The 26,040-nt window shown below is 45.9% G+C and carries 26 protein-coding genes and 1 riboswitch; of the genes, 21 read left to right on the forward strand and 5 right to left on the reverse strand.

Annotation, left to right across the window (positions count from 1 at the left end):
• Positions 1–36: 36 nt before the first annotated feature.
• From ACM6JA_RS02100 to ACM6JA_RS02120, 5 genes are all read left to right on the forward strand, one after another.
• Positions 37–1,242, forward strand: a complete 1,206-nt coding sequence (locus ACM6JA_RS02100) for a DUF418 domain-containing protein (RefSeq protein WP_414850962.1) — start codon at positions 37–39, stop codon at positions 1,240–1,242.
• Between the two features lie 219 nt (positions 1,243–1,461).
• Complete coding sequence (locus ACM6JA_RS02105; protein WP_414850963.1) at positions 1,462–2,874, forward strand: FMN-binding glutamate synthase family protein; 1,413 nt, start codon at positions 1,462–1,464, stop codon at positions 2,872–2,874.
• 22 nt (positions 2,875–2,896) lie between these two features.
• On the forward strand, positions 2,897–3,676 hold the full coding sequence (locus ACM6JA_RS02110; RefSeq protein WP_414850964.1) for a YqjF family protein: 780 nt from the start codon (positions 2,897–2,899) through the stop codon (positions 3,674–3,676).
• A 128-nt stretch (positions 3,677–3,804) separates the two neighbouring features.
• The gene (locus tag ACM6JA_RS02115; RefSeq protein ID WP_414850965.1) at positions 3,805–4,980 is read left to right on the forward strand and encodes an acyltransferase; all 1,176 of its coding nucleotides are present in this window, start codon (positions 3,805–3,807) and stop codon (positions 4,978–4,980) included.
• 61 nt (positions 4,981–5,041) lie between these two features.
• Complete coding sequence (locus ACM6JA_RS02120) at positions 5,042–5,941, forward strand: DMT family transporter (RefSeq protein WP_414850966.1); 900 nt, start codon at positions 5,042–5,044, stop codon at positions 5,939–5,941.
• A gap of 146 nt (positions 5,942–6,087) precedes the next feature.
• Here the strand turns inward: ACM6JA_RS02120 and ACM6JA_RS02125 are convergent, their stop codons facing one another.
• Complete coding sequence (locus tag ACM6JA_RS02125) at positions 6,088–7,395, reverse strand: aminotransferase class I/II-fold pyridoxal phosphate-dependent enzyme (RefSeq protein WP_414850967.1); 1,308 nt, start codon at positions 7,393–7,395, stop codon at positions 6,088–6,090.
• 178 nt (positions 7,396–7,573) lie between these two features.
• Between ACM6JA_RS02125 and def the strand changes: the two genes are divergently transcribed.
• The 3 genes from def to ACM6JA_RS02140 all read left to right on the forward strand — a co-directional run bounded on the left by def (position 7,574) and on the right by ACM6JA_RS02140 (position 9,398).
• Positions 7,574–8,101, forward strand: a complete 528-nt coding sequence (def, locus tag ACM6JA_RS02130; RefSeq protein WP_414850968.1) for a peptide deformylase — start codon at positions 7,574–7,576, stop codon at positions 8,099–8,101.
• A gap of 30 nt (positions 8,102–8,131) precedes the next feature.
• A complete protein-coding gene (locus ACM6JA_RS02135; protein WP_414850969.1) occupies positions 8,132–9,142 on the forward strand; it encodes a homoserine dehydrogenase in 1,011 nt (336 codons plus the stop codon).
• A 100-nt stretch (positions 9,143–9,242) separates the two neighbouring features.
• On the forward strand, positions 9,243–9,398 hold the full coding sequence (locus ACM6JA_RS02140) for a hypothetical protein (RefSeq protein WP_186380574.1): 156 nt from the start codon (positions 9,243–9,245) through the stop codon (positions 9,396–9,398).
• 64 nt (positions 9,399–9,462) lie between these two features.
• Here the strand turns inward: ACM6JA_RS02140 and ACM6JA_RS02145 are convergent, their stop codons facing one another.
• On the reverse strand, positions 9,463–10,179 hold the full coding sequence (locus tag ACM6JA_RS02145) for a CAP domain-containing protein (RefSeq protein ID WP_414850970.1): 717 nt from the start codon (positions 10,177–10,179) through the stop codon (positions 9,463–9,465).
• Between the two features lie 7 nt (positions 10,180–10,186).
• Positions 10,187–10,342: riboswitch (cyclic di-AMP (ydaO/yuaA leader) on the reverse strand.
• 84 nt (positions 10,343–10,426) lie between these two features.
• Positions 10,427–10,771 (reverse strand): rhodanese-like domain-containing protein, encoded by a 345-nt coding sequence (locus tag ACM6JA_RS02150; RefSeq protein ID WP_414850971.1) that lies wholly within the window; start codon positions 10,769–10,771, stop codon positions 10,427–10,429.
• Positions 10,772–11,196: 425 nt separating this feature from the next.
• Between ACM6JA_RS02150 and ACM6JA_RS02155 the strand changes: the two genes are divergently transcribed.
• A complete protein-coding gene (locus ACM6JA_RS02155; RefSeq protein ID WP_007729289.1) occupies positions 11,197–11,400 on the forward strand; it encodes a cold-shock protein in 204 nt (67 codons plus the stop codon).
• Between the two features lie 166 nt (positions 11,401–11,566).
• Here the strand turns inward: ACM6JA_RS02155 and ACM6JA_RS02160 are convergent, their stop codons facing one another.
• On the reverse strand, positions 11,567–11,938 hold the full coding sequence (locus ACM6JA_RS02160) for a hypothetical protein (RefSeq protein ID WP_414850972.1): 372 nt from the start codon (positions 11,936–11,938) through the stop codon (positions 11,567–11,569).
• A 208-nt stretch (positions 11,939–12,146) separates the two neighbouring features.
• Here ACM6JA_RS02160 and ACM6JA_RS02165 point away from each other — a divergent pair, with 208 nt between their 5' ends.
• The 10 genes from ACM6JA_RS02165 to ACM6JA_RS02210 all read left to right on the forward strand — a co-directional run bounded on the left by ACM6JA_RS02165 (position 12,147) and on the right by ACM6JA_RS02210 (position 23,563).
• Entirely contained in the window at positions 12,147–12,869 is a 723-nt protein-coding gene (locus ACM6JA_RS02165; protein ID WP_414850973.1) for a 2-phosphosulfolactate phosphatase, read from the forward strand.
• An 80-nt stretch (positions 12,870–12,949) separates the two neighbouring features.
• Positions 12,950–14,539, forward strand: coding sequence for a catalase (locus tag ACM6JA_RS02170; RefSeq protein WP_414850974.1), 1,590 nt, complete (start codon positions 12,950–12,952; stop codon positions 14,537–14,539).
• 146 nt (positions 14,540–14,685) lie between these two features.
• On the forward strand, positions 14,686–15,033 hold the full coding sequence (locus ACM6JA_RS02175) for a TetR family transcriptional regulator (protein WP_414850975.1): 348 nt from the start codon (positions 14,686–14,688) through the stop codon (positions 15,031–15,033).
• 78 nt (positions 15,034–15,111) lie between these two features.
• A complete protein-coding gene (locus ACM6JA_RS02180) occupies positions 15,112–17,226 on the forward strand; it encodes a regulator (protein ID WP_414850976.1) in 2,115 nt (704 codons plus the stop codon).
• Between the two features lie 164 nt (positions 17,227–17,390).
• A complete protein-coding gene (locus ACM6JA_RS02185; RefSeq protein ID WP_414850977.1) occupies positions 17,391–17,774 on the forward strand; it encodes a BlaI/MecI/CopY family transcriptional regulator in 384 nt (127 codons plus the stop codon).
• A gap of 14 nt (positions 17,775–17,788) precedes the next feature.
• On the forward strand, positions 17,789–19,978 hold the full coding sequence (locus tag ACM6JA_RS02190; protein ID WP_414850978.1) for a M56 family metallopeptidase: 2,190 nt from the start codon (positions 17,789–17,791) through the stop codon (positions 19,976–19,978).
• A gap of 179 nt (positions 19,979–20,157) precedes the next feature.
• Positions 20,158–22,068 carry a putative bifunctional diguanylate cyclase/phosphodiesterase gene (locus ACM6JA_RS02195; RefSeq protein WP_414850979.1) on the forward strand — a complete coding sequence of 637 codons (1,911 nt, stop codon included), beginning with the start codon at positions 20,158–20,160 and terminating at the stop codon, positions 22,066–22,068.
• Positions 22,069–22,193: 125 nt separating this feature from the next.
• On the forward strand, positions 22,194–22,682 hold the full coding sequence (locus ACM6JA_RS02200) for a GreA/GreB family elongation factor (protein ID WP_414850980.1): 489 nt from the start codon (positions 22,194–22,196) through the stop codon (positions 22,680–22,682).
• A gap of 116 nt (positions 22,683–22,798) precedes the next feature.
• Positions 22,799–23,074 (forward strand): hypothetical protein, encoded by a 276-nt coding sequence (locus ACM6JA_RS02205; RefSeq protein ID WP_414850981.1) that lies wholly within the window; start codon positions 22,799–22,801, stop codon positions 23,072–23,074.
• 264 nt (positions 23,075–23,338) lie between these two features.
• Positions 23,339–23,563, forward strand: a complete 225-nt coding sequence (locus ACM6JA_RS02210; RefSeq protein WP_414850982.1) for a hypothetical protein — start codon at positions 23,339–23,341, stop codon at positions 23,561–23,563.
• A 28-nt stretch (positions 23,564–23,591) separates the two neighbouring features.
• On the opposite strand, the gene ACM6JA_RS02215 is transcribed toward ACM6JA_RS02210, so the two are convergent.
• Positions 23,592–24,314, reverse strand: a complete 723-nt coding sequence (locus tag ACM6JA_RS02215) for an EAL domain-containing protein (protein ID WP_414850983.1) — start codon at positions 24,312–24,314, stop codon at positions 23,592–23,594.
• 224 nt (positions 24,315–24,538) lie between these two features.
• Between ACM6JA_RS02215 and ACM6JA_RS02220 the strand changes: the two genes are divergently transcribed.
• Both ACM6JA_RS02220 and ACM6JA_RS02225 read left to right on the forward strand, forming a co-directional pair.
• Positions 24,539–25,153, forward strand: a complete 615-nt coding sequence (locus ACM6JA_RS02220) for a superoxide dismutase (RefSeq protein WP_414850984.1) — start codon at positions 24,539–24,541, stop codon at positions 25,151–25,153.
• 13 nt (positions 25,154–25,166) lie between these two features.
• Complete coding sequence (locus tag ACM6JA_RS02225) at positions 25,167–25,820, forward strand: helix-turn-helix transcriptional regulator (protein WP_414850985.1); 654 nt, start codon at positions 25,167–25,169, stop codon at positions 25,818–25,820.
• The last annotated feature ends 220 nt before the right edge of the window (positions 25,821–26,040 follow it).

Genomic DNA, 26,040 nt, shown 5'->3' on the forward strand with positions numbered 1-26,040 from the left:
CCTAAAGCCTAAAGCGTAGTTGAGGAGGTTCATTACGTGAAAGTAGCACCTGTTGCGGAAGGTGAGCGAATTCGGCAGCTAGATGGGATTAGAGGCTTTGCTCTCTTGGGGATCTTGCTAGTGAATATGCCGTCATTTTTGTATCCCATCATGTTCTTACCAGATGCAGGGATGGTCAATACCCATACGGTAATCGATGGTTGGATACGGCTTTTGTTTAACATGTTTGTTCAGACGAAGTTTTACACCATCTTCTCGTTTTTGTTTGGGGTAGGCTTTTTTCTGTTTATGCATCGCGCCGAGAGCAAACAGTTGCCTTATCAGAGCCTGTTTACTCGCAGATTATTGGTGCTGCTGATTGTGGGGATGGCACATCTTGTTTTCCTCTGGTATGGAGACATTCTCCATACGTACGCCCTAGCTGGTTTTCTTCTGTTGCTGTTTTACCACAGGCAAGAAAAGACGATCAAAAGATGGGCGTGGACGCTCTTGATTGGTATGCAGGCACTGGCCGCTCTGATGCTGACTGTTCCTGAGGAACTCGTTCCTATGCCAGATCAATCACCGCTCATTCAAAAAGCAATCGATGCTTATACCAATGGATCGATTATCGAGTGGTTGCAATTCCGGGTTGCTTACGAAATTCCAGTCGTTTTCTCCCTTGAGTTTATAGTTATCCTATCTGTTCTGCCGCTCTTTTTATTCGGATTTCTTGCAGCCAAGCGGGGAGTATTTGAGAGGACGGAAGAATTTATTCCGGCCATTCGCCGTGTATGGTGGATTGCGCTGGGCTTAAGTGCTGTGCTTGTACCGATGATTCCGCTTGTTCAATTTGGCATCGTAAAATTCCCAGCCTCAATCTCGATCGCTGTTCAGACATTTGTTACCTGGAGCGGTCTTAGTCTGTGCGCTTTTTACATCACGTCACTGCTGCTTCTTTATCGGAAAGAGAGCGGCAAGCGCATGCTGAAGCATTTGGAACCAGTCGGCAGAATGGCGTTAAGCAACTATTTGAGCCAAACCATCATCGCTGTCTTGGTCGTGCGTGTTGGACATTTGTACGGAACGCATGGGCTGGCTCTCGGATTGGTGTTCAGCTTGGTGATTTTCACTGCGCAAATCTTCGTTAGTCGCTGGTGGCTCGCCAACTATCAGTTTGGTCCTGCAGAATGGCTTTGGCGCTGTTTGACATACGGCAAATTTGTACCAATGAAACGAAAAGGAGGATCTCATGCGATTTGACACTATCATGACAATTGCTGCCGTGCTTGTGCTGACGTCCTGTTATTTTTATTTGTGGAGAAGGCTTCGCTCGAAAACGTCCAGTTAATCTGGGCGTTTTTCTACCTTCAACGGTCAGGAAAAGCGTAGGATAAAAGTGGCATGATTGGGGCAAAATTTTCCTATCTCACATACCTAGTAACAAGCAGCAGCGCTCTGACAGTAGGAAGGAGAAAAAGGATGGCTGGCAACTGGATTTCGTTTTTGATCGGCTCCTTTGTAGGATCGATAGCTGCACTCATCGTAGTGGGACTGCTTTTGATCTGTCTTTTTCGACCTCTTACCCAGTGGCTGCTCGCCAAGTTCATGAAGCGCCTCATGTCAGACCGTTATCCGGAAAATATTTTTGAGATGGTCTCCGCAATGACCAAAGTCAGTCCACGCTACGTCCTGGAGAACAGCTTGCGAGCAGCTACTGGACAAGCCATCGAACGTCCTTTCGGAAGTCCGCGCAAGTTCTTGAACTTCGATAGCTTGATATTTTCTCCTGCCCAGCTGGCCAAGATGCCTTCGAGTGAGGATACAGAAGTGGATATGCAAATCACGATTGGACCCATGGCAAAAAAGCCGTTAACCTTGGACATTCCGCTCATGGCAGGGGCAATGGGATACGGTATCGGTGTAAGTGAGGATGTGAAAATCGCGATTGCAAAAGGAACGGCCGCAGTGGGGAGTTTGACGAATACGGGGGAAGGTCCGTTACTGCCAGAAGAAAGGAAATTCGCCAAACATCTAATTCTCCAATACAACTCGGGAAAGTGGGCAAAGGAGCCGGAAATTTTGCGACAGGCGGACGCCATCGAGATCCATTTTGGACAGGGGGCGACTGCAGCTGCCGCGAGCTTTATCCCCGCGCAATATATCCAGGGAAGAGCTGCTGAAATCATGGGGGTTAAGGACGAAGAAATGATCGTCATCCCTTCGCGGCATCCGGAAGTATCGAAGCCGGAGGATCTCAAGCAGCTCGTAGACAAGCTGCGCGCCATAACAGACGGCGTCCCGATTGGCGTCAAAATCTGTGCCAGTGCCATTCTTGAAAAAGACCTGGAAATTGTCATCCAAGCCGGTGTAGATTTTATCAGCATTGATGGCGGACAAGCGGGGACAAAAGGAGGACCTCCAATCCTGGAGGATGATTTCGGTTTGCCGACGATTTATGCGCTGACCCGGGCCGTGCGCTATTTGAAGAAAAAAGGTGTGAAAGAACGCATTACCTTATTGTCTGGGGGCGGATATAATACCCCGGGTGAGTGCTTGAAAGCGATTGCTTTGGGAGCAGACGGTATATTTATGGGGACGGCTGTTTTGTGGGCGATGACCCATGATCAGGTGACAAAAGCAATACCGTGGGAACCACCGACAGAGCTGACCACCTATCCAGGGAGCTTGAAAAACAAATTCGACCCAGAATCAGCCGCGAAATACTTGACTAATTTTTTTCTTTCGTTTGTGGATGAGATGGAAATTGCCATTCTCGCGCTGGGGAAGACGTCTCTTCGTGAAGTGACCGCTGCGGATCTCGTCTCACTCGATGAGATGACGAGCGAAGTGACGAAAGTACCCCTTGCCTATCATTCATCCTCTTCCAGTTAAAATCGCTTGCTCGACCGTACGAATGGGAGGGATTCGTATCGAACAGAGGATCATCCAAATCAAGTCGCCTGCCCAGTATAACGGATGGACCATGACGCAGACGTGGGAGCATCTTCTTTTTTTACATTGGGCAATTTCCCCAGCGTCTATCAAAGCGCTAATTCCAGCAGGGCTTGAGCTCGATACTTACGATGGCAAGGCATGGATCAGTATTATCCCGTTTTTACTGAGTGGCGTGCGTTTGCGGCGGATGCCATCCGTACCATTCACGACGACTTTCCCGGAAATTAATGTGCGGACGTATGTGAAGGCGAAAGGGAAGGTTGGCGTGTATTTTCTTTCGCTGGATACGTCGAATCCTCTCGTGATCAAGATTGCGAAATTTTGGTATCGACTGCCGTATTATCGGGCCCAGATGGCTTTTCATTGCCAAGGGGATCGGATCGATTTTACCTCTCGACGTCTATCTGGTCTACCTCAGTCTCCCTCGTTCGAAGGCAGCTACCAGCCTCTCGCTGACAGATTTTTCGCCAAAGAGGGAACGCTGATGCATTGGCTGACGGAGCGATACACACTCTTTTGCAGGTGTAACAGAAAGAAGCAAATGATGTATGCGGATGTGGTGCACGAGCCGTGGCAGCTACAGGAGACAGCCTTTCATATTCGTGAAAACGCGATGACCGAAAACCTGTCAATCCCACTAACGGATTCACCACATCTAGCACTGTATTCACGTGGGGTACAAAGTCTAATTTGGCCGATTCGAAGTCTGGCTGATCTATCTTCGGATCAAGGTGGATAGTAGTGACTGATATCAGTACAAAAGGGTATCAGTCTTTTTGATTTGAGGCTTGCCAGACTGACTTTTGGTCGGTAAGATGGGAGATAGCACTTTTTTTCGTAAAAACAGGAAGGATCTGGTATTTGGTTATGGCTCGAAAAGAACGAATTGGTGAGTTGGATCTGATCCGGGCCTTTGCATTCTTGGCTGTGGTTTATCAGCATGTCATTGGTGTGTATATCCGTGAGCCGGGACTGGCAGAGCAGGTGTCGATCGTCTACGGAATGTTGTTTCATTTGCTGAAATTCGCTGTACCAGCATTCATTTTCATCACGGGTCTTGTTTTGTTTTACAACTACTCCGAAAAAGTGAACTATATTTCCTTCACGCGTAAACGGATAACGGAGATTTTGGTTCCGTATGGAATATGGTCGGTGGTCTATCTTTACTTGATGGAGAAGCCTTTGGGTGAGGGAGCATCGTTCGTCTGGAATGTAAGCAAAAATTTCCTGACAGGGACATCCTCGTATCATCTATGGTTCGTCGTGATGATTTTTCAGTTCTATCTTTTATATCCGTTTTGGCAAAGCGTATTTGAACTTTTCCGCAGATTCGTGACCAGCCGCTTCCGTCTCGTTGTCGCCCTTGGGTTCTCCGGATTGATTTATGGGGGCCTCATGTGGTTCTCAGCGCGGTACATCCCGGCGCACGGTTTTCGATTCGATATGAATTGGCTTGATACGTATTTCATCAAATACCGCGATCGAAATGCGTTCTATTATTTCTATTACTTTTTGTTCGGTGGCTTGGTCGCCTTCACACTGCCTGCATTTCGTGCAATCCTGAAAAGATACTGGCAATGGATCATTGTTTCGGTCGGTGTCCTGTACGCAGTTATTGGCTATGAACTTTTGCGTGATTCAGGGCAAGGCCAGATCAATTTAAACGTAGCGACATCCTTGAAACCGTCCATGTTCCTCTATACGATGGCTTGCTTACTGGCTGTGTACGCTCTCTGCCTATGGATGAGCAAAAAGCAGTCCAAATGGACACATTGGCTAGGACTCCTCGGGAAATATTCGTACGGAGCTTATTTGATTCATGCGCTGATCTTGACGTACTTGATGAAGATTTTGCGCGAGCTTCAGCTTTTTCACACGGGCGTGTGGGGAAGTATGGTAGCATTCGTTTTGTGCTCCATTCTTTCTTTTGCCATATCATATGGGCTGGGAAAACTGCCGTTTGGTACTTGGCTGGTGGGGGCAGCAGAGAAAAAGACAAAGAAAATCCCGTCATCTCAAAAAGAATGGCAAAACGCAGGTTAATCGCAAGTAGTTTGGCCAGATGTAGAGAATTGTAGGAGGTTGAAGGGAGAAGCGAGTCGTCATGCTGTTAGCTTACATTCAGTTAGCCTTGGCTATGGCTTTAGTCGGAAGCAACATCTCCATCGGTAAAGAAATTGTTTCCCATGTTCCTGTGTTTTTGTTTTCGGAGCTGCGCTTTTTGCTCGCGATCGTTATCCTATTGCCGCTGCTGGCTATGCGCGGGGAATGGAAAACGTCTTGGAGCCGTGAGGAAGGCAAGGTGTTATTCTGGCAGTCGTTTTTCGGCGTGTTTCTGTTTAGTATTTGCATGCTGTATGGCGTTCAGTGGACGACTGCTACTGCAGCCGGTATCATTACGAGTACCGTACCTGCCTGCATCGCTTTGTTTTCATTCTGGATTCTCAAGGAAAAATTACACGCCAACAGCTTAGTGGCGATCGGTCTTTCAGTGGGCGGCATCGGCTTCATTACATTCACAGGAAGCGGCGGGGAGCAAAACTGGATAAGCATGCTGGGCAATCTGCTCGTATTTTTTGCGGTCGTCAGCGAAGCTCTCTTCACGATTTTCGCTAAAAGACTTTCTGGGAAAATTACGCCTTTCCAAATGACGGCTGCGATAAATGTCATCAGCTTTGTCTTGTTTCTTCCGTTTGCGATCTGGGAAAGCTTGCGGTTTGATTGGAGTGTCGTACCTGCAAATGTATGGTGGCTTCTTGTGTACTATGCGTTTACGGCAAGCATCTTATCCTTCATTCTCTGGTACAAAGGAGTGGAGAAGGTGGAGGCTTCGAAAGCTGGCTTGTTCACCGGAATGATGCCGATAAGTGCTGCTCTTGTGGCTGTCTTTTTCTTGAACGAAGCATTTACTTTGATGCATGGAGTGGGGATGATCCTGGTGCTCGCCTCCATTTTTATCGGTACACAGCAGCCACGGCGTATGCGTTCGTCGATTGAAAGCTAATGGAAAGCTAATAGAAATAGCATGATAGAAAGGTCTCGGAAACCCTCGCATTTACACTTTGTGAGTATCCGGGGCTTTTTTTTGTAAGAAAACAAAAAGCGCCTTGACTCGAGGCCAAGACGCTTTTGCAATAGTAGTAGTTACATTTATTTGGTTAATGCATTTTCCAAATCTTTTACACCGCTGTAGACCAATTCGAACAAGTCAGCAATGTTTTCTTCTTCAATGCAAGAGAAAGCAATGCGCAAATCGGTTTGACCGAGAGCGATCGTACCGACGCCATACTGTTCCAGCAAGTGCTGGCGCAATGTTTCCGCTTCGACAGTCTTTAGCTTGAGGCACATGAAGTAGCCGGAGTTGAATGGATAGTAAGTCCACACGTCATTGTATTTTTCGCGGTCGAGCACTTCCTTGACGCGGTTGGCACGGCCTTTCATGATATCGAATTTCTCCTGCTTCTGTGCTTTGTACTCCGGAGCTGTGATTGCGTGCAGTACGAACGTTTGGGAAGGATGCGATCCGCTGGAAAGAGTCGCGCGGATGATTCCCATTGTCTTTTGCTCCAAAGCGCTGAGCAAGTCGCTGGATGGGGATGCATACGTAATGAAGCCAACACGGAAGCCCCATACGTAATCTTCTTTGGTAGCCCCATCTACTTTTACAGGCAGAATGCGAGGGTGAACGTCGCACAGGCTAGCGAAGAGAGATTCGTGCATCGAATCCTCGAAGAACAAGCCGAAGTACGCATCATCTGTCACCGCGACAATGTTGATGCCAGCTTCAGCGCCTTCTTTGAGTGCAGCGACGATTTGTTTTCCTTCCTCTGGACCTGGTGTATAGCCAGTTGGGTTATTCGGGAAGTTGAGTACGACGATGGCTTTGCCTTTGTCTTTTTGTGCGAGAATGGCATCACGCAAAGCAGAAGCATTAAATTTCATCTCGTCGTTATACAATGGGTAGTAGACCATTTCCGCACCACGGCGGATCGAAAACGTAAGCTCGTAGTTTTCCCAGTTTTTATCTGGGATGATGACACTGTCGCCGCTGTCAGCGAACAAGTCAGATACGATGCTCAGGCCATGCGTCAATGCGTTTGTAACGATGGGGTTACTAAAGGTATGGTTAGCCAGTGAAGGCTGTTCCTCGATCATTTTTTTACGCCATGCTGCACGCAGCTCAGGCTTTCCTGCTGGGGGAGCATATTCGTAAATATCTTTTGGCTGGTAAGCAGACAGATTATCCTGGATGACCTTAAGATGCATCGGTTGACCGTTTTCCAGTGCAATCCCGATGGTTGCGTTGTACTTTTTCGCTTTTGCTTTCGCTTCTGCCGACTGGCTAAGAATCCCCTCTTTTGGGAAATAAATCAGCTTAGCGATATTGGACAGCATTTCATATACGTGTGGGTTTTCGCGTTGAATCGTTTCGTTCAGCGTTGATGCTAATGAATGCATGGTAGCCTCCCTTTTCATATACAAACATCTATCTTTACCAATAAAGATAGCGTATCTACATGCATTTGTCACCCTTGCCCAGCGGGATATTTCAGATTTTGCAAGGTTCCTTTTGACAGCGGCGACCTGATTTGCTACTTTGAAATCGAAAACTGAGTAATGCGGGAGGGAGAAGGAAATGGCTGAACGCATGATCGTTCGCCTGGGGGACCCTATCTTGCGTGAAACTTCAAAAAGAGTACCATCCATTACTCCACAGGTTGAAAAGATTTTGGATGATATGGCCCAAACGATTTACGCTGCGAAAGGTCGAGCAGGCTTGTCTGCGATCCAGATTGGCATCCCGAAGCGTTTAGTGGTGATGGATTGCGGCAGCGGCTTGATTGAACTGATCAATCCGGTGTTGATGGAAAAATCAGGTGAGCAGGTAGGGCAAGAAGCTTGTCTTTCGATACCAGGTGTTTTTGGAATCGTTCGTCGGGCGAATTATGTCAAAGTTCAGACGCTGAACCGCCAAGGAGAAACAAAGACAATCGAAGCCGAAGATTTTCTTGCTCGGTGTATTCAGCACGAGATGGACCATTTGGAAGGAATTTTGTTTATTGATCATACGGAAGAGCTCTACTCGGCAAAAACAGGAAAGAAACTGAATCGCAAGGATTTGCACCGGATACAGGATAAAAGTAGAAAAAAATGGTGGAAATAAACGGAGCATAGACAACAAGGAGATAGACTCATGAAACATTGGAATATTATGTTAACCGGCTTTGGAACAGTAGGACAGCACGTAGCCAGACTGCTGGAGCAGCGACGGGAGCGGTACCGCGAGCTTTATCAAGCGGATGTCAGACTCGTGGGAGTCGTTCGTTCGTCTTCCGGTCTCTACGATGAGAACGGAATCGACTCAGGAAAATGGGAAGACTATGCTCATACAAAACAAGCAAGGAACCCATCATGGAACGCGCTGGAATTTATCAAATCGGTTCAAGCGGATGTGCTCATTGAGGCTGGTCCATCCGAAAAAGAGGGAGGACCCGGTCTTACTTTTATTCGTTATGCATTGGAAAATGCTATACACGCAATCGCGATTTCAAAAGGTGCGCTTGTTGTCGATTATGCTGGTTTAGCGGCTCTAGCCAAAAAACATGGCGTCGCGTTGAAAGTGAGTGGAGCAACAGCAGCAGCCCTGCCAACGATCGATCTATTGCAGTATAACTTGGCAGGCTGTGAAGTGAAACGAGTCGAGGGCATTTTTACGGGAACAACTAACTTCGTGCTCACAAAAATGATGGAAGAGGGGCTTACCTGTGCGGAAGCAGTCGAGCTCGCTCAGAAGATGGGGATTGCCGAACCGGATCCTTCTTACGATGTCGATGGTTGGGATACAGCTTCGAAGATCACGATCTTGGCAAACGCCGCTTTTGACGCGCAAGTAAATCTGACCGATATCGCACGCGCAAGTATTCGCGAAATAACCGCGTTACAAATCGAGACGTGGAAGAAGCATACGAAGATTCCCAAGTTGATCGGAAGCATCCAAAAGGAAGTGAATGGTACGGTTTCTGTAGCAGTGGAGCTGTGTGCAGTAGATCTTACCCATCCATTTGCATCTGTATCAGGTACGACAAAAGCCATACGGGTAGAAACAGATGTCATGGGGGATTTATTGGTCGTTGGAGGAAAATCAGATCCTGTCGCAGCAGCAGCGGCTGCCTTAAAAGACCTTGAACATATCATTAGCAGATAGGCTCATTTGCATGTGCTTCCAGTGTTCCTTAGGAATGAGTCATTTACAACCGCGAGCATACTAGGGATGCACCACAAAAAAAGGCAAGGGGGCCATACGGATGAACCAATCGTCTGATGTCAATGCCGAGCTGCAGCAAGTATCTGCTTACCCAACCAAGCAAAAAATGCATCAAAAGGACGTCGCTTTGGTAAATGAGCAGGATAGCTGCTGTTGTACCCCCAAAAAGCAGGCATCCGAAGCACAGCAGGAATAATGCCTACACGAAAAAGCCGGGTCTCGATTAAGAGACACCGGCTTTTCGTTTCATGCAATGCGTTCTATCCGATAAATTCTTGTACCCAGTAGCCATTTGTGAAGCCTACACCAATTTTTGTGAACGCAGGGTTCATGATGTTTTGGCGGTGACCTTCACTATTCATCCATTGTTGCATAACTTCTTGTGGACTCTGTTGACCCATGGCGATATTCTCACCGGCAGTCGAGTACTGAATGCCATACTGCTTCATCATGTCAAATGGGGAACCGTACGTTGGGCTGTTGTGGTCAAAATAGTTGTTAGCAGACATATCTTGTGCTTTTGCCAACGCTACTTTGGACAGTGCTGCATCCATTTGAACAGGCTTGAGACCTGCTTTTGCACGTTCTTGGTTCACCAAATCCGCGACTTGTTTCGCAAAATCACCAGTTTTTCCTTGCTCCGCTTGATTTACTGGAGCGGCAGGTTGAGTGACGTTATTGCTAGGTTGCGCTGGTGCAGCTTGAACTGGAGCTGGTTGTACCGGCTTTGCAGGTTGCATCGGTGTCATTGGCTGTTGTACTGGCATTGGTTGTCCAGGGGCAAAGCCTTGTTTTTGTTGAAAGAAGTTCCAAAATTGCTGGGAATTTGGAGCTTTTTGGAATTGTGGCATATAATATTGGAATTGTCCGCCAGGAACAGGGCAATTAGAAGCAGCCGAAGCAGAAGTAGCAAAGCCTGTTAGAGCCAAGCCCAGACCAAGAGTCATCGCGATTGTAACAGAACCAAAACGTTTCATTAAACAAATCTCTCCTTTTTTTTGCCTACGAGGTTAGTTGTCGGATTCGGATTGAGGAAACAACCCTACGCCAGTTCGGCGATTCACCCCAATGTGGAATATCTCATCCACAAAAAAGTCCCCCGCACTTCCTTTCAAGAGGAAGTCTCGGCTTATTTCGTTTGGCATGAACAACGATATCAGACAATCCCAATCGAAATAAAGGAGTAATATATGGCAAATAGCTAAAAGGGTTGATAAATTAGGCTCATTTCGATTCGTTTGATTGTTCCTTCCATGCGGTTAAGCCGCCTTCCAATGCATTTGCTTGAAAACCATGCTCACGAAGAAGAGCGGCAGCTTTTTGCGCTTTGTTACCAGTTGTACATACAGTAACAATCTGCACATTTTGCGCAAGTTTTTCGGTTTCCTCATCGAACGGCTTGTCCTGTTCTTTCATTAGAAGATAGGGGACGTTACGTGTCGAAGCGTTTTCATGAACAAGGCTGCCGGTGATAAATTTTTCGGCGTCGCGTACGTCCATTAATAGTACAGGCACTTTCTTTTCAAGCATTTCGGATAATTGAATCGTTGTCAAAGTATGATTTTGCAATGAAATCCCTCCCATTGTTATTGTAACAGAGTACCGCCTTCTCCAGTATAGGGTGAACGGTTGCTTTTATTGGACATCCATGGTAGAATGAGATTGCTACTTGAAAAATTGATACCTAATCATTCATCGAGGTGTATGCTGATGGATAACATTTTTGAATCCCCGATTCACACTGGCGCGGTCATCGGAGCCGCAAGGATGGAAGAGAGGATGGGCTTTCATTGTTTTAGGTTTTCAAAAGGTTTAGTTTTTAATTTTGCAGTTCCGTCCTATGACAATCGTATATTCGCGGAGTAAATAATATTCACATATCATGAAGGCGTATCATATTTGAAGATCTGGTATTTCTTCATGATATGTGAGCTTTATTTGCTTCGGTAAATATGACTAGCATATTCAAATTGAATTTTTGGAGGTTTTTTTAAATGCAAACGAACGGAACAGTAAAATGGTTTAACGCAGAAAAAGGTTTCGGTTTCATTCAAGTAGAAGGCGGAGACGATGTATTCGTACACTTCAGCGCAATCCAAGGTGACGGTTTCAAAACTTTGGACGAAGGTCAAAAAGTTCAATTCAACATCGTTCAAGGCAACCGTGGCCCACAAGCTGAGAACGTAGTAAAACTGTAAGTCTCCTTTTAAAAGAAACTGTCCTTTCGAGGGCAGTTTTTTTGTCGTGGTCGTAAAAGTAAAAAGGCGTTGGGATAGTCCCCAGCGCCTTTTCCCGCATGCGAATGGATTAAAAAAGGAACTATGGCGTCTCACCATAATTCCTCATTTTCTTCCTACAAAATAGTTAAATACAAGTTTCGATTTCGACAGTTTGGAATTGACTGTCAAGAACTGAAAGACCGACCACTTGACCGCCGCCGATGGAAGTACGGCCATAAGTGGTGAGAAGGACATTTCTGTTGTTTTCTGCTACGGTAAGGCGCACTTCATAGTGGAAAGAAGCGGGGACCAGCGCATTGAAAGCAGTGCGAGTATTCGCAGGGATAAATTGCGTGATGTCAAGCAAGGTGCTAACTGGATTCGTTTGCGTAACTGCGTTACCCCAGTTCAATACTTGCACACGTACTTCAACCTCTTCTGTGTTCAGATTTACCAAGTCGAGGTGAGCGGTGAGAGCCCGGGCGAGGTTGTTTTGCAAAATACCAGTCGTTCTCACAGTATTTCTTCTTGGGCGTCTGTGATTTCTTTTTTCCGTATTACCTTGATCGTCGTCGTATTCGATTTCAGACATCCATATTCACTCCATTCTTGTGTAATCTAGTGGGACAATAATACGATATTGTTTCTTGCCTTGATTTGTAACGGCGAACGTAAGGGGACGAGTAACTATTTTTGATAGAGGATGGTGGAGGTTTTTGGGAGAAATGCCTGTATGCAAACAACTAGACTATACGGCACGATTTGATTGGGGATACGAAGGGGTGGAACAGGTCGGGGCAGCATCGGATATGATCGTCATTATCGATGTGCTCTCCTTCAGTACGTGTGTCGATATCGTAACGGGACGTGGAGGTATCGTCTATCCTTATCAGGTAAAGGATGAGTCAGCCGTAGCATTCGCTAATCAAAAAGCAGCGCTGCTCGCTGGAAAACGCGGAGAACCAATCTCCCTTTCACCCGCCTGTCTGAAAACAATTCCGGTGGGAAGTAGAATGGTGTTACCCTCGCCAAACGGATCCACCTGTACCGTGCTGGCAAAGAAAACAGGTGCGAAGGTAATCGCTGCATGCTTGCGAAATGCACCATCCGTCGCCAGATACATACAGCAGCAGAAAGGAATCGTAACGGTCATCGCTTGCGGTGAACGGTGGGGAAATGGAGCATTGCGACCCGCTATTGAGGATATGATTGCGGCAGGTGCGCTGCTTCACGGATTGGAGGGATATCGATTGTCACCAGAGGCCGAATTGGCGGTGGCAGCCTTCCGATCGGCCCAAGATCATCTACCCGCTTACTTGCAGAAATGTGCTTCCGGCCAAGAACTGATCAGCATGGGGTACCCGGAAGATGTCGCACTTGCTGCGGAATGGAATCAGAGTTGCACGGTTCCAGTGCTTAACGATGATTTTGCTTACGAAGCTATTTAGTCTTTTCGCATAAAGAATCCCTCATTCGGTAACCATGGTTATGAACCACACATGAGAAAAACTGGACAGGGAGGATTCATATGGATGACAACAGCAAGTCCATCAACCAGTCAGAAGAAAATATCCTGACGAATCGCCAAGGCCATCCGATTACAGACAACCAGAACTTGCGGACCGTTGGAAATCGCGGGCCAACCGTTCTGGAGAATTACGATTTCCTGGAAAAAATCACACATTTTGATCGGGAGAAAACACCTGAGCGTGTCGTGCATAGCCGAGGTGCAGGAGCACATGGCTATTTTGAAGCGTATGGAACCGTAGGAGATGAGCCCATTTCTACGTACACGAGGGCAAAGCTGTTTTCGGAGCGGGGGCAAAAAACGCCTGTGTTTGTACGGTTTTCTACGGTTATTCATGGCACACATTCACCCGAGACATTGCGCGATCCCCGTGGGTTTGCGGTAAAGTTTTATACAGAGGACGGGAACTGGGATCTGGTTGGCAATAACCTCAAAGTTTTTTTCATTCGGGATGCCATGAAGTTTCCTGATCTTGTACATGCGTTCAAGCCTGATCCTGTCACAAACATTCAAGACGTGGAACGGATCTTTGACTTTATCTCGAACACGCCTGAGGCCATGCATATGATCACGTTTTTGTTCTCCCCGTGGGGAATACCGGCGAACTATCGGCAAATGCAAGGCTCTGGCGTAAACACGTACAAGTGGGTAAACCACGAAGGAAATGCGGTCCTGGTCAAATATCATTGGCAGCCATTAACGCAAGGGATTAAAAATTTGACACAAAAACAGGCGGAAGAGATCCAAGGGAAAAACTTTAATCATGCCACACAAGACTTGTACGAAGCGATTGAACGAGGAGAATATCCGGAGTGGGAAATGTGCGTTCAGATCATGAGTGATGACGATCACCCAGAGCTCGATTTTGATCCGCTTGATCCAACGAAAATATGGCCCGAAGATCAATTCCCGTTCCTTCCTGTAGGCAAAATGGTACTGAACAAAAACCCGGATAACTATTTTGCAGAGGTCGAGCAAGCAGCTTTTGGGACAGGTGTTTTAGTGGATGGACTTGATTTTTCTGATGACAAGCTACTGCAAGGAAGGACCTTCTCCTACTCCGACACGCAACGTTATCGGGTTGGCGCCAACTATTTGCAGCTTCCGGTCAACGCTCCCAAAAACCATGTCGCTACCAACCAGGAAGGCGGTCAAATGCTGTACCGTGTAGATCGGACGCAGCGGCATATTAACTATGAGCCATCGACAATTGGTGGATTGCAGGAAGCCAAGCAAGCAGCTCCTGATCATCAGCCAGAAGTGGAAGGGAAGGTCGTACGTCAAAAGATTGATCGCACCAACGATTTCAAACAGGCGGGAGAACGTTATCGCCTCTTGGAAGACTGGGAAAGAGAAGACCTCATAGTCAATTTGACGGATGCACTCCTCTCCTGTGATCGTCGCATTCAAGAGAAAATGCTTGGCTACTTCTCGCAATGTGACGAAGAGTACGGACAGCGTTTGAAAGCTGGAATCGCTCAGGGCAATGGAGGAAACAGCAAAGAGATGGGTGGACCGATGGGCGCAACGAATCCCGGAGCGGCTGTCAAGGAAGCCGAACAGAAGTCCCGTCCGTCTAAGCCATACTGATGACCCGAGTCAACAACAAGACTGAAAGAACAGCGGAGCTTTGCCGAATCCACGGTAAAGCTCTTTTTTTGTATCCGGTTGCAATTTAACTTAACAATCAGAAGGCTAAAACGTATGGGATCGATTTGCCAAAGGAGACGTCATTCATGTCAAAAGATAATAAAACACATCAACGTATTGTAGATGTAGCCTTTCAATTATTCGCGGAGCATGGGATTGAAAAGACGAGCCTAACAATGATTGCTACAGAGGTAGGGATCACGAAGCCGGCGATCTATTACCACTTTGCATTTCGCGGAACTTCATATCGAAACTGGGTTGAAGCTATTGCCGAGCGAGGGATAGAGTTTGGTGTCGTCACGCCAGATCGTGTCGTAGCAAATGCTCATATTCTAGCGCTTGTCGTTGATAATATCAGTAATTACATGCTGATGGGGATTGAGCTAGATCAGAGGGATATCTGGACTGAAACAGTGAGAAGCGTACGAAAGTAATCGCAAAAAAGAGTAACGCAATTCGAGTTTCCAGCGTCTTACAATTGTTTACATTAGACGATGGTGAGGAGATTCATGATGGTACGAAGAGAGAAATGGGTAGCATTATTGAGCTGTACCGCGGTACTCTCCTTATTGACGACAAGTGGGATTGTTGCTGCATCCCCTGTGAAGGCCGTTTCCCAAAAAGTAGAAGCTTCGGCTAGTACGAAGGGCAATACCGAGTTGAAGCTACAGGCTTGCAGTAAAGATGATGCGAAAGCGGATGTTTCGGACAGTACGATGAAGTCCTGGAAACCATTGGAGAATAGGCCGGTACTGGAAGGGATTACTGCCATTGCAACAGGCGTAATTTTTGATGAAGCAGGCTATGGGTGGAGGCCAGGCATTTCGTATGCCTTTACAGGGGATGGGCAAGTTTGGAAATGGGGCTATCAATCAGACAAGAAGTATGAACCGCACAAGCTAGCAGGGATCAAAGATGCCAAGCAAGTTATGACGGATTATGTTCTCACGGGCTCCGGTGAAGTATGGCAGATCGATGAGAAGAAAGCACCAGAAAAACTGGCCGGTCTGGATAAAATCCAGAACATTCAGCAGCTCGACCTTCATGAAGGCGTGCTCTTTTTACTAAAAGAAGATGGTACTGTACTGAAATGGGAAGAAGGAGCGAAAGCAGCAGAAAAGGTGACGAAGCTCTCGAATATCCGTGACATGTATAGCTCAGCCTTTTCCTTGTTTCTAGTAGATGACCAAGGGAAGCTTCTTTATCTCGATGGAAAATCGGGAGAGCTGAACACAGAAAATCTGCAAGTAATGGATATCCCAGGGAAAGTCAAACAGGTAGCGGTCGATTACACGGATCGCGCCTTGATCCAAACAGAAAAGGGCGAAGTGTATAGCTACAATACAAAAGAAAACGAAAAAGTAGTACGTGCCGCTCATGCAGATGGTTCCAAGCGGATGGCAGTTGGCGGAGAAGGATTGTACTTGGTCGTAAAAGCGGACGGAACTGTTTGGGGCTGGGGACATAATACACTTGGAATGCTCGGTGCGAATCTGGAAAATGAGCTCGAGGAGCCTGTCAAAATAGCAGGTCTTTCTGATATTACAGACGTACAAGCGGGTACCGACCATGTGATTGCTCTCGATAAAAAAGGAAACGTCTATTCATTTGGCAGCAATATGACAGGACAGCTGGGACGAATCCCTGTTACGTTTGACAAATGGACAGAATTGGGCGAATTACGTGATGTAAAACAGGTAGTAACTGAGCTGGATCGACCATACTTCGTTCGTAAGGATGGTTATGTGTGGAGTTTTGGCGCGGATCGAGTGCCATATGAAGTGAAAGGACCTACGAAAGTAAAAACAATGGATAGCATCCTGGATTCTCCGGTTACCTTGAATGAGAACGGACAAATCCAGTTGTGGAGCAGTGGATTTAGCAGCTGCGAAACATTGGTGTTGCCTTCTCGCATCAAGGATTTCGTTGGTGGGGAGAAGCATCTCTTGTTGCGTACGGAAGATGACCAATACCTGACTGTGGAATTTAGCTATGATTCCGCCGAACGCGGAGGGGTATATGTCATCACAAACTTGCGCCCACAAAAAGTGGAAACTCTCAAGATAGATTCAGAATTGGCAGCGGATGTGACCAATCTTTATGCCAATCTTTATACGTTTTTTGCTGTGACGAAAAATGGTCAGGTATTGTACGCAGAACGGAAGAATGATGAGCCGTTCACTTCATTTGCGCCAATAGCTGGTTTGGAAGGAATTCGTGAGCTTGCACCTGAGTATTTTGTCCGTTATACAAAGGATATCGCATCAGTTTGGGCAATCAACGAAGCAGGCAAGGTTCAGGAAATTCAGGCTTACCCTGAGAGCGAAGGAAATGACGCAGGAGCTATCAAAGTGAAGCTGGAATCCAAAACGGAAGAAGGCATTGCCATGATGAGCGGACGTTTGCGGATTACCAAGGATGGGCAAATTTTCGAACATGAATGGGAACCGCTTAAAAAGCAAAAAGTGGCTGCACCTGTTAAACTAATTTCCTCTTCGTACGACTATGCGATCGAAGGACTAGGCTCGCACTACCATGTGCTGGTCACCGAAAATGATAAGATCGTATTGATTGGGGATAATCCATACGGAAAAGGTGAGCTTCAACCAGATATGGTCAGACAATAAAAGACTGGGAGAATCGGCACAGTGGGAGCATTCATTTCAACTGTGCTTCTTTTTTTGCCGTTTTTTGAATGGATGGAAAAAGATGGTTGACAGTTTAGGTTTACAATTGTAATATCTTAACAAAAGTTGAATTTACATTTGTAAATCTAAGAGGTGATGATGTGATGAGCAACATTCCGAAAATATCGGAGGCCGAGTGGGAGATCATGAAGGTGATCTGGCGAGATCATCCAGCGACAGCGGAGCAAATCATTGAGCGTTTACCAGCTGATATCGAATGGACAGAGCAAACGGTACGCACGTTTTTGAACCGGCTGCTCAAAAAGAAGGCAATCAGCTATGAAAAATCTGGCCGCAGCTATCGATATTTCCCCCTGGTCCAAGAAGCTGAATGCAAACGGGCGGAAAGCAAATCCTTTTTGAAACGAGTATTTAACGGGGCAGTAGGCACGATGATGACCAATTTTCTCGAAGATGTACAACTATCCAACGAAGAAATTGACAAGCTGCAAAAAATACTGACGGAAAAACAAAAGAAAAAGCAATGATGAGGGACCTGTAAATGGATATTCTAGGGAATATTTTTTTGTGGATGTGCTACGCCTCGCTGGAGGCAAGCCTGGTAGCTATTTTGTTGGTAGCCATAAAAAAAGGGGTTCGCCAAGCGATTAGCTGGCGCATGCATCATTTGTTATGGTTCATCGTTTTAGCACGCCTAATGATTCCCGTGCTACCGGAGAGTTCATTTAGCCTCTTCACCTGGATTTCCTTGGCAAGTAACGGGATATCGGTCACCCCGCCGCTCTCTTCCTCTATCGAACCAGAAGGGACACAAACGGAACCTCGTGACATTCCTGCTAACACTGACTTGGCTGTAGAAGGAGAGAATGGTGGGGTCATGCAAGTCGAAGCTGTTGAGGATGATAAAATGAGCGCTGCATCCACTCATGGTGCCTATATTCAGATTTTGGCGGTAGTGTGGCTTATCGGCGTAGTCATTTTGCTGGCGAGACTATTCGCTTACCTGTATAACATGCACACCAAGGAACGCTTTTTGATGCGAGTGACAGATGAAAGAGTATTGACCATCATGAATGCATGTAGAGAGAAGTTCGGTGTGAAAAGGCAGATGCCCGTTTACACAGGAACACTGGCGAAGGGGCCGCTAATCTCGGGGATCTTTTCACCATGGGTTTATTGTCCGCGTGATGTATACCAATCGTTGTCAGATGCCGAGCTGTATCACGTCTTCGCACATGAGATCGCTCACCACAAGCGCAAAGATTTGCTGTGGAGCTTCCTCGGCTCCATCGCACTCGCAATCCATTGGATGAATCCGCTTGTATGGGTATGGATTCGAAAAATGAAGGCAGATATGGAACTTGCGTGTGATGAATATGTTTTGGAGATTCTGGGGGAGAAAGAAGCGATTCCCTATGGCATGACACTACTTTCATTTGCGAGACAGATTTCAGAGAAAAGACCCATGCCGTATCCGCTCTATTTTCACCATTCTCACCATTTAGATCAAATGAAGAGGAGAATTCAAATGATTTCCACGTTCAAAAAAGGCTCCGCAAAGTTGTCAGCTGTAGCCATTGCATGCGGGCTAGTTATTAGTGCAGTCACACTTACAAACGCAGCAGAGCCGTCAACACTTCAGATGCCTGCAAAACAGGATGAAAAAATGCGCCCCTTGTTTGGGGGATCACCTGTCAAGGGGACGAATCGGCTGGAAAAATCTGAGAAACTTGCTGGTTTTCCTTTCAAAGTTCCGTCTTATTTGCCACGAGAAGTTACCTATCAAAATAGCAATATCTATCACTCTGAGGAATCTGAACCTTCAGAAAACAGCGTGTTCCATTTTTTCCGAAGTCCCGACGCCAGGCTGCTCAAAATAGAAACGAGCACAGTCGAAAGGACCCAGGAATCTTTACAAGTGAGATCGGAAGACGGTAGTATCATCTCCACACTCTCAGCAGAAGAAGACCTATCCGCGAATGGAAAAACCGTAAAAGTTATCAAAAGAAAGACAACTTCTGGTGATGGTTCGGTTCATCAAGACCTACTTTATTTCTGGAGTGATGAAGGTCTCTATTACTTTATCGAAGGATATGGCCTCTTAGAAAATGAGGAGATCGTAAAAATCATTGAATCGTTTCAAGCTCCAAATGAAGAACTGAGAAAAAGGTACGTCAATTACGACTTAGTGTATAACAACAACAGCATCAATGATTTTGAGGATCTGGAGTATTTCTCAGAAATGATCGGTTTTGCACCAGTCTTTCCGTTGGAGCTGCCTAGCGGATACAAGGCAACAGAATCATATGTTAGCAAAAAGCTCAATCTTAGTTACCCTGAAAACGAAGAGGATAAACGCAAGCGCACCATTCATATCACGTTTGAAAATCCTGAGAAAGCAAATACGATTGTGTTGTTTGCCCAAATCAAGGACAAATCCATTGTGGAAAACATGAGAAAAACAAAAAAGACCCCTTTCGAGAGAATAGACGGGGTAAAATTTGAAGTTCCTGTCACTTCTTTAAACATCAATGGCCAAGAAGTATTCCGCACAGCGCCGTATAAAATCGATGATACACTGAGTAGCCCAACGGAGAAGGACAACCACACTTATTTTTGGTTAAAAGAAGATGTCTGCTATAAAGTAACGTTCAAAGAAGTGGAAGCGGAGGTGCAACAGCAATTGGTAGCCGCTCTGGTAAAAGAAAAGCCGATTGATTTGAAAAAGTAGCGGGAACATTTAGAGTCTGTACGTAAATCGTGCAGACTCTAAATGTTCCCAGAGAGGTAGTATTCATCATTGTCATGGATAAACATGGAGGACAATGTAGAATTTTGTCGAATGTATATTTATGAATAAGCATGAGCCTATATGTACGATGGTTCTGTGGAAAAGGAGAATCTATGTAAATGCAGAAGTCATCAAATTCGTCTAAGGAAAACAACGCTGCATGCTGCCAACCGTCAATTTTGCCGGCAGACGATTCTGCACGGATTTTAATAGAAGGAAACACCGAAGTTATCGCACAAATGAACATGATTAACTTGACGGAAGAGGATTTGCAGTTAATCGCAGCGTTTCGCCCTGTCATTGAGACTGAAATTGAACAGATTACTTCTTCTTTTTATGAATCGATTCTCCACGTGGACTCTTTGAAACAAATTGTAATGGAGCACACAACCGTTGAACGTTTACGTCAAACCTTAAAGAACCATTTAATCGAGATGTTTGACGGCCGGATCGATCCTGCCTTCATTGAAAAACGCTTGAAGATTGCGATGGTTCATCAAAAAATCGGGCTTCCTCCCAAGTGGTACATGGGTTCTTTTCAAAACCTATTAGGCACACTCATGCGAATTATAGATGATCGGAAAGAAGTTTATCCTGAATCAAAAAAGCTGGCACAAGCTATTACGAAGCTGCTCAGCTTTGAGCAGCAATTGGTCCTGGAGGCTTACGAAGACCAGACACGTATGCTGGAGCAGCGCGCCAAGTCGATGATTGAATATCAGGCGTTTCACGATGAATTAACCGGCTTGCCGAACAGAAGGAAGCTCCATCAAGCCTTGCAGGAGGCGATTGTTAACAATAGCGAACAGGGTACGCGATTTGCGGTGCTGGTACTGGACATCGATCGTTTTAAATTGATCAATGACTCTCTGGGCCATACGTACGGGGATCGTTTTTTGCAAGAAGTGAGCGATCGGATCAAAAAAAGCGCGGAAGGATTCGATGTGACGATTGCCCGTATGGGTGGTGATGAGTTCACACTGATTTGTCAAAATGTTGAAGGCGATCACAAGTTTTCGACGTTGGCTGATCGAGTGGTCAAGGAAATCGAGATCCCCTATCTCTTGCAAGGCAAAGATTATTACGTCTCGGCGAGTATTGGCGTAGCGGTGTATCCCGATCACGGATGTAGTGAGGAGCAATTGCTCAAAAATGCTGATGCTGCCATGTACGAAGTGAAGAAAAACGGGAAAAACGGATTTCAGTTTTTTACCAATGAGCTCGATGACCAAGTGTTGATGCGTATTGAACTGGAGAGGGATTTGAGAAAAGCGGTAAAGAATGACGAGCTGGTTTTGTACTACCAGCCACAGATTCAAACGGGGATCAATCAGCTCATTGGCGTGGAAGCACTCGTTCGGTGGAATCATCCGATAAAAGGAATCCTGTCACCTGGTGTGTTCATCCCGATTGCGGAGGAAACGGGCTTGATCTTTGAGATTGGCACGTGGACTTTGAAGGAAGCCTGCAAGCAAATGAAGAAATGGCATGATGCGGGTGGACCATTGATTCCCGTATCAGTCAATCTGTCCTCTCGTCAGTTCCACCAACCTAATCTCGTAGGCTACATCCGACAAATTCTGGTAGAGAGCGGACTAGCACCACAGTACTTGGAATTGGAAATAACGGAAAGCATGATGATGGACCCAGAACTTTCCACAGAAATTTTAAAGGAATTGAATGAATATGGCGTAAAAATTAGCCTGGACGACTTCGGAACGGGTTACAGCTCGCTCAGCTATCTCAAGCTGCTGCCCATTCATAAGCTAAAAATTGATCGTTCGTTCATTACGGATATCACGATGAATCCGAGTGATCAAGCGATTGTCGCAACAATCATTTCCATGGCGAAGCATTTAAACATGAACGTCATTGCGGAAGGGATCGAGACGCAGGGACAGTTAGACTTTCTCACGGAGAATGCCTGCAAGGAAATCCAAGGGTATTACTTTAGCCGCCCATTACCTGCAACGGAAGTGGAGGAAGCATTTTTTATGCCGGTGCGTGAGCGTCTTGATCATCCTCTGTAAAGCATTTCTAAACAGTCGATGGAATCATTTTGAAATTATTGATACAATGATGAGAGTCCCTTCGGGGGCTATTTTTTTAAGGAGGGTTTTTCCGATGAAGAACATTACGTTCATCAAACATGTCTATGAAAAGCAACTGGGGGGTGAAATCTACTATGAACCCTAGTATTTTGAATGGCACCAGAAATCATCTGATCAACCAGCTTGTCTTTTTTGACGAGCAGTATTCACTCTTTTACGATCAATATGTACGGAACTACGGAAAAGAAAAGCAAGCCATCGATGAGATTGTCGAGCGTTACAAGCAAACACTTGAAAGCATTTTGGCAAAAGAAGACAGTGCACTCTTTCAATCGCTTAAAGGAATTACTTTATTAGGCAGCAGCGTAAAAGTGCTATTTGAAGATGATCAATTTGAGGAGTCATTTACTGTGGTTTATCCCACGGACATTGACCCGGATAACAACAGAATTTCATTCTTATCGCCCATAGGCAGGCAACTGCTGCTAGCGGCTCCACACGATTCTGTTGTGCTGGAAAGTCCGGTTGGCAGGCAACAGGTGCAGGTTCGGGAGATAAGCTTTACATATATGGGGGGATTCTCGTCACCTTAGAAATCTACCCATCGCATCGATCATATGAGAAGACACTAACACGAGGTTAGTGTCTTTTTTTGTCCATTCTAGTAAAATGCAAGAAAAGTAAGCCGTGCGTATAGGAGGAAGACAATATGAAAATAATTGCCTGCCCAACATGTGAGCAAGACGTGCAATGGGATATGAATCGCCTGCAGAAGCTGGAGGTGCGGTGGGTGATGGCTTGTGAAAAATGCGGTGACCAGTTGTTCAGCGTGTCAGAAGAAGAAAAGGAAATGATTCTTGCAGGCATTCGATTGACGGAAGAGTATGTACCGGATATCATCAATGCTTATCACAATGAGGATATAAAGAATCTCCCTTCCAGAGTGGGGTTCGGAGAAATCAAAAAAAGCAATTCAGAGAACTGAATTGAGGACTTTCATCCAATTGCTATTCCATGTAATTAAACTGCCACTCGATACCCAATCTATCAACGACACTTCAATCGATGGAGCCCACGATCGATAAAAGGTCGAGATTTCTGCTGTTTTGCTGTTTAGCATTTGTCTTCAGCTATGTAGGGCGGCTATGCCCTAGTACATTGGAACAGCCTTATCTTCATTCTCGCTTGTACCATCATAGGAGGGATCTACGGTCATTTTGCCCTCTCACAAAAACCGGAGCTAGAGAGAATGGAGCGAATTGCACTGCAAGCAGCTACGAAGAAGGGCGGTGCTTTAGCTGTTTACGAGTTGGCTTACAATGCCAGAATCACCATGGATGAAGCAGCAATGTTATTAGAAAAAATGGGAGCAAACGAACATTGCGAGAAAAGTGTATTCGGACGAAGGCGCGCCAGTGCAGAAGAATATGTGGCTCATGCACTGAACGCTTCCATGGAGCCCGTAGGAAAATAGTCAGACACGCGAGACGATGAGAAAGTTTTCATCGTCTTTTTTGTGTTGCTTGAAGCGGTTCTGGGTGCCCCAGCAAAAAACCTTGACCAACAGGTACCCCAAGTGCCAAAGCGACAGATAAGTCCTCCGGCTCCTCGATTCCTTCCAGTACAAGCTGCGTTTGTTCTTGGCAGTATTGGACGAATAGCGAGACGAGCCTTTGCTTATTCGGCATGGAGGACAATTGCTTGCCGAAGTACCTGTCGAGCTTAACGATATCTGGTTCATACTCCACAATCTTTTTTAATGACGCGGCACCCGAGCCGACATCATCTAATGCGATTAGGAATCCATGCTGACGCAGCTCACGTATTTTTTGCCCCAACAATCTTATCTCCCACATCTTGTCTTCTTCATTGGCCTCGTTGATTTCCAAGACAATTCGACTGTTCCACGATCCAAACAAGCCCTCGGTAATAAACGATAGGAAAGCAGGGTTCAACAATGTAGAAGGAAACACATTGATGAACAAGAGCGGGACATGATCGTGAAAAGGCACACTCGTAAAGTATGATTCAATTGCTTTTATCATCGACAATGTATCCAATTCATATAAGTGTCCTTCTGCACGAGCCTTTCGAAAAAGGAATTCTGGTGAGTGGTGTGTAGAGGAGCGAAGAAGTGCTTCGTACCCGAAAAATTGTCCTGTCGTCAAATGCACCAGAGGCTGAAAAACAGGATATGGCGGTTCCTTTGCCAATACGACGTTCATGGAATCATATTCCTTCCTGCACCAAAGATTTGAATTCAGGAAAAATTGTTTCCTTAAGGAAAGATGGGTTGTCGATATTTTACAACATAGCGGTATTGTTTGCAATGCAAGCTTCATGCGTGATTAAATTTTGCATCAAGGAAACAAAGTTGGATATGTACAAAATATTTTTCATCTTGTAAACTAGGCTTGTAACCGTCAATCAAGATTGGAGGAGATAGGAAATGGAAGCCTTTACGTTACCGGTACTGCCATATCGCTATGATGAGCTGGAACCTTACCTGGATGCGAGAACGATGGAAATTCATCACGGAAAGCATCATGCAACGTATGTGGCCAACTTAAACAAGGCCTTAGAAAACGACGCGCAGTTCAGGAATGCTTCGGTCGAAGAACTAATCAGTAACTTGAATGATATCCCGGAAGACATTCGCATGGCAGTTCGAAATCATGGGGGCGGGCATTATGGACACAGCTTGTATTGGTCGATCATGAGTCCGACTGGCGGCGGGAAACCAACAGGGGATATTGCGAAAGGAATCGACAAGTATTTCGGAAGTTTTGAGGAAATGAAGGATTCATTGACAAAAGCAGCTGTCAGTCGTTTCGGATCAGGATGGGGATGGCTTGTAGTCAACGGAGACAAGTTGGAAGTGACGAGCACGCCCAATCAGGATACTCCTTTTATGGAGAAGAAAACGCCCATATTGGTCGTAGATGTGTGGGAGCATGCGTATTACTTGCAGTACCAAAATAAACGCCCAGATTTTGTCTCGTCGTGGTGGAATGTGGTCAACTGGGAGGAAGTCAATCGTTTGTATAACGAAGCAATTCGCTAAGGCAGGTCCATCAATGAACAGACACGCGGTCTATTATCAAGAACAGGAGAAACGTCGAGAAATTTTGGTGTTGCTTAAGAAGCGTCGTTCGGTCGATGTCCAGGAACTGTCAAAGCATCTCGGTATAACCAAAGTCGCGGTGCGTAAGCATTTAGATGTTTTGCATAGGGAACGGTATATCGAATCTCGAATCGTTCGCCAACGAACAGGCAGACCAGCCTATGTGTATCATCTAACGAATACTGCTGAACAATTATTTCCGCGTCACTACAGCGATTTGGCTACAGAGATGGTGGCGGGCATTCAGGATTTATACGGGGAAGCTTTCGTCGATCAATTATTTGAGAAGCGGATGGCACGGATGTTACAACACTATCGAGAGGTAATGAGAGGACAAGGTTTTGACCAGCGAGTGAAAACGTTGGCGAGCATACAAAATAAAGAAGGATACATGCCTCACTTAGAAAAAATTAGGGATGGTTTGTATGCGCTTGAAGAAGCAAATTGTCCCCTCTTACAAGTAGCCGTTCGCTATCGCCAAGCATGTCAATGCGAGCTCTCCTTGTTTGAGTCGCTAGTAGACGCGCATGTAGAACGTACGTCGTGTATGACGGAAGGAAAAGTGAAATGCTGTTACCTGATAAAAGAAAAGCTGAGCCATGAATAATCGTAGTGAGCAAGACATCCGTTACAAGGGCGGATGTCTTTTTGTTTGAAGCAAAGGGGTGGTCGGTCGGTGATTCATAATTTTTGCAAGGCGGGACAACGGCTTTCTCGGGTTTTTCGGGAGAGGGTTGTTCTTTTTTGTTATAGGAAGACGAATTGTTTACCGAAAGGGCAAGTGTCTATACAACCAGACGGGCGATCACGTATGGATAAAGGGAGGA

Source organism: Brevibacillus sp. IT-7CA2, assembly GCF_949767855.1.
Classification (GTDB): Bacteria; Bacillota; Bacilli; order Brevibacillales; family Brevibacillaceae; genus Brevibacillus.